Raw genomic sequence first — 508 nt, 5'->3', positions numbered from 1 at the left:
GGATTTGAGTCAATATCTTGGACACATTTTAGTAGAGACGGTTATGTCATTTTTTCTTTTGCCAAATCTTCAAACTCCTGAGGGGTTAGATAGTGAATCGAACTATGAAGTCGATTCCGGTTATAAAATCCCTCAATATAGCTAAATAGTGCACGATTTGCTTCTTCAAAATTTGAGTAGCTAGTCGTGTAAACTTCTTCCTTTTTCAATGAGGCGTGGAAAGATTCGATTCCTGCGTTATCATAAGGTGTTCCCTTTCTACTATAGGAATGCCTTATTTTGTTGGTTTCAAGCCATTTTTCTACTTCTGTTGCTGTATATTGACTGCCCAAGTCAGTGTGTAGAATCATTCCTTCCGGAATGTGATACTTTAGTTTTGCTTTATTCAACGTTTGAATGACACAATCCACCGTCATTCTTTTTGAAAATGTATAACTAATAATTTTTTTCGTGTGTAGATCCATGATGGAAGACAAGTAACACCAGCCATTTTTCTTAGTAGGAATGT

1 protein-coding gene is annotated in these 508 nt (G+C 36.0%); it reads right to left on the bottom strand.

Features of this window, described 5'->3' with window-relative positions:
- Positions 1-41: 41 nt before the first annotated feature.
- A partial coding sequence (locus tag EP1_RS13235; protein ID WP_167540767.1) for an IS3 family transposase occupies positions 42-508 on the bottom strand: 467 nt, incomplete at its 5' end.

The sequence above is a fragment of the Enterococcus pseudoavium NBRC 100491 genome, from assembly GCF_001544295.1.
Taxonomy (GTDB): domain Bacteria; phylum Bacillota; class Bacilli; order Lactobacillales; family Enterococcaceae; genus Enterococcus_A; species Enterococcus_A pseudoavium.
This window is presented reverse-complemented; position numbering and strand designations above follow the sequence as displayed.